Annotated in this window: 5 protein-coding genes and 1 tRNA gene; all 6 read left to right on the top strand. The window is 71.8% G+C overall.

The genetic code is table 11. The features are described 5' to 3' along the window. Positions 1-552 precede the first annotated feature (552 nt). The 6 genes from ACFWXO_RS20510 to ACFWXO_RS20485 all read left to right on the top strand — a co-directional run bounded on the left by ACFWXO_RS20510 (position 553) and on the right by ACFWXO_RS20485 (position 6,496). Positions 553-1,257 (top strand): DUF6009 family protein, encoded by a 705-nt coding sequence (locus ACFWXO_RS20510; RefSeq protein WP_380525259.1) that lies wholly within the window; start codon positions 553-555, stop codon positions 1,255-1,257. Positions 1,258-1,359: 102 nt separating this feature from the next. Beyond that, positions 1,360-1,443, top strand: a tRNA-Cys gene (locus tag ACFWXO_RS20505). A 299-nt stretch (positions 1,444-1,742) separates the two neighbouring features. Beyond that, positions 1,743-2,366: a methyltransferase family protein gene (locus tag ACFWXO_RS20500; protein ID WP_380525257.1), complete on the top strand. Its 624-nt coding sequence runs from the start codon at positions 1,743-1,745 to the stop codon at positions 2,364-2,366. A gap of 50 nt (positions 2,367-2,416) precedes the next feature. Then, positions 2,417-3,031 carry an HAD family hydrolase gene (locus ACFWXO_RS20495; RefSeq protein WP_380525256.1) on the top strand — a complete coding sequence of 205 codons (615 nt, stop codon included), beginning with the start codon at positions 2,417-2,419 and terminating at the stop codon, positions 3,029-3,031. 100 nt (positions 3,032-3,131) lie between these two features. After that, entirely contained in the window at positions 3,132-3,845 is a 714-nt protein-coding gene (locus tag ACFWXO_RS20490; RefSeq protein ID WP_380525255.1) for a VIT1/CCC1 transporter family protein, read from the top strand. Positions 3,846-3,970: 125 nt separating this feature from the next. Continuing rightward, positions 3,971-6,496 (top strand): ATP-dependent Clp protease ATP-binding subunit, encoded by a 2,526-nt coding sequence (locus tag ACFWXO_RS20485; RefSeq protein ID WP_380525261.1) that lies wholly within the window; start codon positions 3,971-3,973, stop codon positions 6,494-6,496. Positions 6,497-6,695: the final 199 nt, after the last annotated feature.

Genomic DNA, 6,695 nt, shown 5'->3' with positions numbered 1-6,695 from the left:
GCCGCTCGTGATCCGACAACACCAGCTCGGCCAGCCTCGGCCCAGGACGTCCCATGCACTGACCAACGACGGATCAAGGACTCAGGACACTAGCCATCCCTCGCCCTGACGTGTCCTGCCTGCTCGGCCAGCCTCCCCTGACCTCTGCGCCCGCCAATGCCACACCTTGAAAGCAGCATGTGAGGGCCCCATGCTCGACCTCTGTGAGACTCGCATCGTGGTTGCCTCACGTCGCGTCTCGCTCCGCATGGTTCAGCATGTCCAGGCAGAGAGAGCTTTGCTGGCGCGCCCAGCCGGACGCCCCCACTGCTCCTTGACCGGCAAGTTGCCTGGTGCCGCCCCGTCTCCGGGTGGCATCCGGACACCCGTCCCTCGGCAATATCTGGGCAGGTCGCCCCGGTCGCGCGGCCTAAAAGGCGGGAGGTCGCCACTCCGAACCCAGGTCGGCTGCCGTACCCCGCCGGTTGACCTGGGTTCGCGATGGCGACCATCGCGGCGGTTCACCCAGGCGATTGCGGGAACGAACCCAGCACTGTCTGCTCAGGAGGGGTCATGAACAGGGATCCGGAAGCCATCCAGCATGAGGACGAGATCGTCTGGGACGAAGACGTCAGTCACTTCGACTACGTCCGCGAGGCTCTGGACCTGTTTGCCACTACTCGGCGCGGGCCACTGCGGTGCCCCGGGCCCGGCCGGCGCGTGGGCTACTCCGTGCTGGAAGCGGACGCGCCCTCGGGGGAAGCGCCACTCCGTTTCGCACGGCGCATCTTCTGGGTTAAGGAGCATGATCGGTCCGAGCAGCCCGAAGGCCCGTACAAGACGGAAGCGCCAGCTGAAGGGGTGGATCCACGAACGATCGCCCCCCGGGTGTGGGGGAAACTCACCGACCGAGCATGGGGATCCCCGCTGCCGCACCAAGGTCGAGGCCGTGCTGGTGGTGGAGCCGTGGCCGAAGAGAGTTCTACGAGCCCGGGGCGGTCGGAGATTACGGTTGGTCAGTCATCGCTGGCTGGTGGCTCTGCCGTGGTCGGAGTGGCGCCGTTGAGCCGGGGGCGCGTCGAGGTCTACATCGACTGTGCGAGTGGGACGCAGCTGGGCGACGGCCGCCATGTCGTCTCGGAGATCCTTCCAGCAGACGAGGCCCGGGCGCTCCTGATCCAGATTGTGAAGACCACACCTTGGTTCCAGGAGACTTTGGCGGTCTCTGTCGTCGATCGGTGGCTCGACGGAGGCACCGCACCTGTTCAGCGTGGTTGACAGAACGCTTGGGCTTTCCGCCTCCGCTGACGGCAGATCCTGACGGCAACGCCGGCAGACATGAGACGGCAAGGAAGGCTGCCGGCGTCCGGTTGTCGGGAGGGGCGCGCGGCTTCGCTGAGCCTGTTCGAGCGGTCGAACGAGCTTACAAAGCAGATGTCGGCGGTTCGAAACCGTCCGCGCCCACCCCGTGAACAGCTGAAACGCGCACTGCGGCCCAGGTCAGGAGCATGATTCCGACCTGGGCCGCAGTCGTTCCGGCAGGCTGACAGCAGTCTTGGACGGTTTCGATGCGCGAGTCCGACGCCTGAATCTCTCCTAAACGATCTCGGGAAGTCGGGCCCGGTGCCGGCTCAGGCAGGGGAGGCGCTCCCGGTCGGTGGTGCGAGGTGAGGGGCTCCACCTCGGGGTGGACGGGGGTGGAGCGGGGGTGGCTCCACCCGGGGGTGGTGGTGGGGTGGTGGGGTGGGGCGGAGGCTTGCGGGATGGGAGCTCTGCAGTCGGTATTGGGTGTGGTGACCGGGACGTGCGTGGCGATCTTCTGCGTGGCCTGGGTCGCGGGTGTCGTCTACTTCGCTGTGGTGGGGAGGTCCGGGTTCCGGGGGTGGTTGGGCGGGTTGCGCCGTTCGCTGTTGCGGCGGGTCCTGTTGGGCGTCGGGGTGTACGTGGTGCTGGCGGTGGTGGACCGGACTCAGGGGTTCTGGCGGGAGTTGAGGTTCTGGCAGCCGGAACTCGCGGTGCTGGGTGGGGTGTTGGTGGTGGCCTCGACTGCTTTCCTGCTGTGGGCCCGGTGGGTGCTGGGCACGATGTGGGCGAGTGTGCCGGCCGTTCAGGAGCGGCACGAGCTGCGGACCGACGGGCCGTACGGGCTGGTGCGGCACCCGATCTACACCGGGCTGCTCGGGCTGGTCGGCGGGGGCATGCTGGCCTGCGGCTTCGGGGTGTGGGTCGCCTATCTGCTGGTCGTCGTCCCGTGGTTGCTGCTGAGGGTGCGGGCCGAGGACGGGATGATGGCCGGCCTGTTCGGGGCGGAGTACGAGGGATACCGGGCCCGGGTGCCGGCGCTGGTTCCGCGGGGGTGGCACCGCCCGGGTCCGTCCGGGAGTTGAGGGCGTCCCCGGGGCGCCGGGGCGGGGGCCTGCTGTGGTAGGAGAAACGGGTGACTACCAAGGCTTTTGATGCGGTGCTGTGTGATGTGGACGGTGTGATCCGGTTCTTCGACGGGGCCGGGGTGGCCGCGCTGGAGCGGGCTGCCGGGGTGGAGGAGGGGAGCACGGCGGCGGTCGGGTTCGCGCCGGTGAACGACCTGCCCTTGTTGTTGGGGCGGATCGGCCGGGCGGAGTGGGTGGACTCGATCGCGCGCGGGTTGGCCGGCCGGGTGTCGGAGGAGGCGGCCCGGGGCCTGGCGGAGGCGTTCGCGCACTCGCCGTTCTGGGCGGACGAGGTCGTGGTGGAACTGCTGCGGCGGGTGCGGGAGCACTGTCGGGTGGTGCTGGTGACCAATGCGACGGTGTGGCTGGACGAGGACCTGGCGTTCCTGGGGCTGACGGACCTGGCGGACGAGGTGGTGAACAGCTCCCGGGTGGGCAGCGCGAAGCCGGACCGCCGGATCTACGAGATCGCCGCCGGGCGGGCCGGGGCGAGGCCGGAGCGGTGCCTGTTCGTCGACGACCGGCAGGAGAACGTGGACGCGGCGGTGGCACTGGGGATGACCGGGGTGCTCTACCGGGGCCCGGAGGACCTGCGGCGGGCGCTGGCACCGCTCCTGGGGTGACTGGTGACGGGTGATGGGGACGGGTGACCGGTGGCGGGGCCGCAGGGGCCGGGCGAGGATCGGGGGGGACCGTACGGACCCCTGAGGGCGGTGGGCGCGGATGGCGGAGCGGACGGGGGAGGCGGGGGAGACCCGGGCGGAGCTGTCGGCGCGGTTGAACTGGTTGCGGGCCGCCGTGCTGGGCGCCAACGACGGCGTGGTCTCGACGGCCGGGATCGTGACCGGTGTGGCGGGCGCGGCCGGGTCCCGCGCCGCGCTGCTGGCGGCGGGGGTGGCCGGGCTGCTGGCGGGGGCGATGTCGATGGCGGCCGGCGAGTACGTCTCGGTCAGCACCCAACGGGACACCGAGCGGGCCGCGTTGGCGAAGGAGCGGCGCGAGCTGGCGGAGGACCCGGAGGGGGAGCTCGACGAACTGACCGACTACTACCGGGACAGCGGGCTGGCCGACGGGCTGGCCCGGGAGGTGGCCACGGCGCTGACCGAGCGGGACGCGCTGGCGGCCCACGCGCAGACCGAACTCGGCATCGATCCGGAGGCGTTGACCAATCCCTGGGAGGCGGCGCTGGCGAGTGCGGCCGCGTTCACGCTGGGTGCGCTGGTGCCGCTGCTGGCGGTGCTGCTGCCGCCGGAGTCCTGGCGGCTGGGGGTGACGGTGGCCGCGGTGGTGCTGGCGCTGACGGCCTCGGGCTGGACGAGTGCCCGGCTCGGCGGGGCGGGGGCGGGGCGGGCGGTGGCGCGCAACGTGGCGGGCGGGCTGCTGGCGATGGCGGTGACGTACAGCGGCGGGGTGCTGCTGGACCACGTCACCGGCTGAGGCGCCCGTCGGTTGCCCCGCCCGTCGGCCGTCCCGCCCGTCGGCTGCCGCGCTCGACGGGCAGGCTCCGGCGGCCTGTGTTTGTGTGGCTGCAAACCGCTTGGGAGAGGTGAACCATCGTGACCATGCCCCCGTTCGGATCGAACGACCCGTTCTCCGACCTGCTCAGCCGGTTCTTCGGGATGAGTCCGCTGGCCTCCCCGCCCGCCGTGCAGCGGGTGCCGATCGGGCGGCTGCTCAGCGAGTCCTCCCAGGAGCTGCTGGGGCTCGCCGCGCAGCGTGCGGCCGAGGACGGCAGCAGCGACCTGGACACCGCGCACCTCGCCTGGGCGGCCACCCGGGTGGAGCCGTCCCGGCGGATGCTGGAGCGTGCGGGCATCGACCCGGACCGGCTCTCCGGGGACCTGGAGCACGCGCTGCCCTCCGGCAACTCGGAGGCGCTGGACGGGCGGCCCGCCCTGACCCCGTCGGCCAAGCGCGCGCTGCTCGCCGCGCACGCCCGTTCGCAGGCGGTCGGCGCCTCGTACATCGGCCCGGAGCACATCCTCGGTGCGCTGCTGGAGCAGGAGCGGTCCGGTGCGGGGACGGCGCTGCGCAACGCGGCGCCCTCGCAGGAGGCGTTGAAGTCGGTGCTGGACGGGCGCGGCACGGGCGGCGAGCGCAGCAGCACGGGCGGGCACCCGAGCGACACCCCGACCCTGGACGAGTACGGGCAGGACCTCACCGAGGCGGCGCGCGGGGGCCGGTTGGACCCGGTGGTCGGGCGGGCCGAGGAGATCGAGCAGACCGTGGAGATCCTCTCCCGGCGGACCAAGAACAATCCGGTGCTGATCGGGGAGCCGGGCGTCGGCAAGACCGCGATCGTCGAGGGCCTGGCCCAGCGGATCGTCTCCGGGGACGTCCCGCAGAGCCTGCGGGACAAGCGGGTGGTCACCCTGGACCTGACCGCGCTGGTGGCCGGCTCCAAGTACCGGGGCGAGTTCGAGGAACGGCTGAAGAAGGTGATCGACGAGGTCACGGCGGCCGAGAAGAGCGTGATCCTCTTCCTGGACGAGCTGCACACCGTGGTCGGCGCGGGCGGTGGCGGCGAGGGGTCGATGGACGCCGGCAACATCCTCAAACCGGCCCTGGCGCGCGGGGAGTTGAGCGTGGTCGGCGCGACCACGCTGGACGAGTACCGCAAGCACGTGGAGAAGGACGCCGCGCTGGAGCGCCGCTTCCAGCCGGTGCTGGTGCCGGAGCCGAGCGTCGAGGAGACGATCGAGATCCTCCGGGGGCTGCGCGACGCGTACGAGGCGCACCACCAGGTGCGGTTCACCGACGAGGCGCTGGACGCGTCGGCGACCCTCTCCGACCGGTACGTCAGCGACCGCTTCCTGCCCGACAAGGCGATCGACCTGCTGGACCAGGCCGGCGCCCGGGTGCGGCTGCGCAGCCTGAGCGGCTCCACCGAGTCGACCTCGGTGCAGGACCGGATCACCAAGTTGAAGCGGGAGCTGGACGAGGCGGTCGCGGACGAGGAGTTCGTCCGGGCCGCCAACCTCAAGTCCGAGCTGCGGCGCACCGAGGACGAGCTGGCGGCGATCGCCGAGTCCCGCGAGGAGGTCGTCGACGTGACCGCCGACGACATCGCGCAGGTGCTCTCCTCCCGCACCGGCATCCCGGTCGCGGAGCTGAACGCGACCGAGCGGGAGCGGCTGCTCAGGCTGGAGGACCACCTGCACGAGAAGGTGATCGGCCAGGACGAGGCGGTCACCGCCGTCGCCCAGGCGGTGCGCCGCGGCCGCGCCGGAATGGGCGACCCGGACCGGCCGACGGGCTCCTTCCTCTTCCTCGGGCCGACCGGTGTCGGCAAGACCGAGCTGGCCAAGGCCCTGGCGGCGCTGCTGTTCGGCGACCCGGACCGGATGATCCGCTTCGACATGAGCGAGTTCCAGGAGAAGCACACCGTCTCCCGGCTGGTCGGCTCCCCGCCCGGGTACGTCGGCTACGAGGAGGCCGGGCAGCTGACCGAGGCGGTCCGCCGCAAGCCGTACAGCGTGCTGCTCTTCGACGAGGTGGAGAAGGCGCACCCGGACGTCTTCAACCTGCTGCTCCAGGTGCTGGACGACGGGAGGCTCACCGACTCCCAGGGGCGTACGGTCGACTTCCGCAACACCGTGGTGATCATGACCAGCAACATCGGCTCGCAGCGGATCCTGGACCACTCGGGCAACGTGGACGAGATCAGGGACGACCTGATGCGGGACCTGCGCCGGCAGTTCCGGCCGGAGTTCCTCAACCGGATCGACGAGGTGATCGTCTTCCACGCGCTCACCCGGAAGGACCTGCTGTCGGTGGTCGACCTGCTGCTGGAGCGCAGCCGGCGGCGGCTGCGGGCCCAGGACGTGCGGCTGGAGGTCACCGAGGCGGCCAAGGAGTACCTGGTCAACCGCGGCTACCAGCCGGAGTTCGGGGCCCGGCCGCTGCGCCGGACGATCCAGTCGGAGCTGGACAACCGGATCTCCAACCTGCTGCTGGACGGGACGGTGCGGGAGGGGGACACGCTGATCGCGGACGTCGGAGACGGGGAGCTGACGGTGACGCTGGCGCGGCCGGAGGCGTCGGCGGCCGTCGCGGAGGCGTCGGCGGGGGCGCAGCCGGAGGAGTAGCCGGGGGCGCCAGCAGGGGGAGTAGGGGGAGGCGCGGGCGGAGGGGTAGGCGCAGGGTGCGGGCGGCCGGGGCAGGGAGCTGACCGGTTCGGGGGGTGACCACCCGGGCGTCGCCCCCACCCCCCCCCGGGGGGGCAATGGGGGCCCAGCCGGCCCCGCGGATCGAGACCCGCGCCTCGGTCATCGCCCTGTGGCAGGC

The organism is Kitasatospora sp. NPDC059088, from assembly GCF_042738155.1.
Lineage (GTDB): Bacteria > Actinomycetota > Actinomycetes > Streptomycetales > Streptomycetaceae > Kitasatospora.
The sequence above is the reverse complement of the archived record's forward strand: the minus strand, read 5'-3'. Positions and strand labels throughout refer to the sequence as shown.

What these genes read in the sequence shown, in the direction of transcription:
- ACFWXO_RS20510 (WP_380525259.1), top strand. Translation starts at nt 553, where the DNA reads ATGAACAGGGATCCGGAAGCCATCCAGCATGAGGACGAGATCGTCTGG.
- ACFWXO_RS20485 (WP_380525261.1), top strand. Translation starts at nt 3,971, where the DNA reads ATGCCCCCGTTCGGATCGAACGACCCGTTCTCCGACCTGCTCAGCCGG.
- ACFWXO_RS20490 (WP_380525255.1), top strand. Translation starts at nt 3,132, where the DNA reads ATGGCGGAGCGGACGGGGGAGGCGGGGGAGACCCGGGCGGAGCTGTCG.
- ACFWXO_RS20500 (WP_380525257.1), top strand. Translation starts at nt 1,743, where the DNA reads ATGGGAGCTCTGCAGTCGGTATTGGGTGTGGTGACCGGGACGTGCGTG.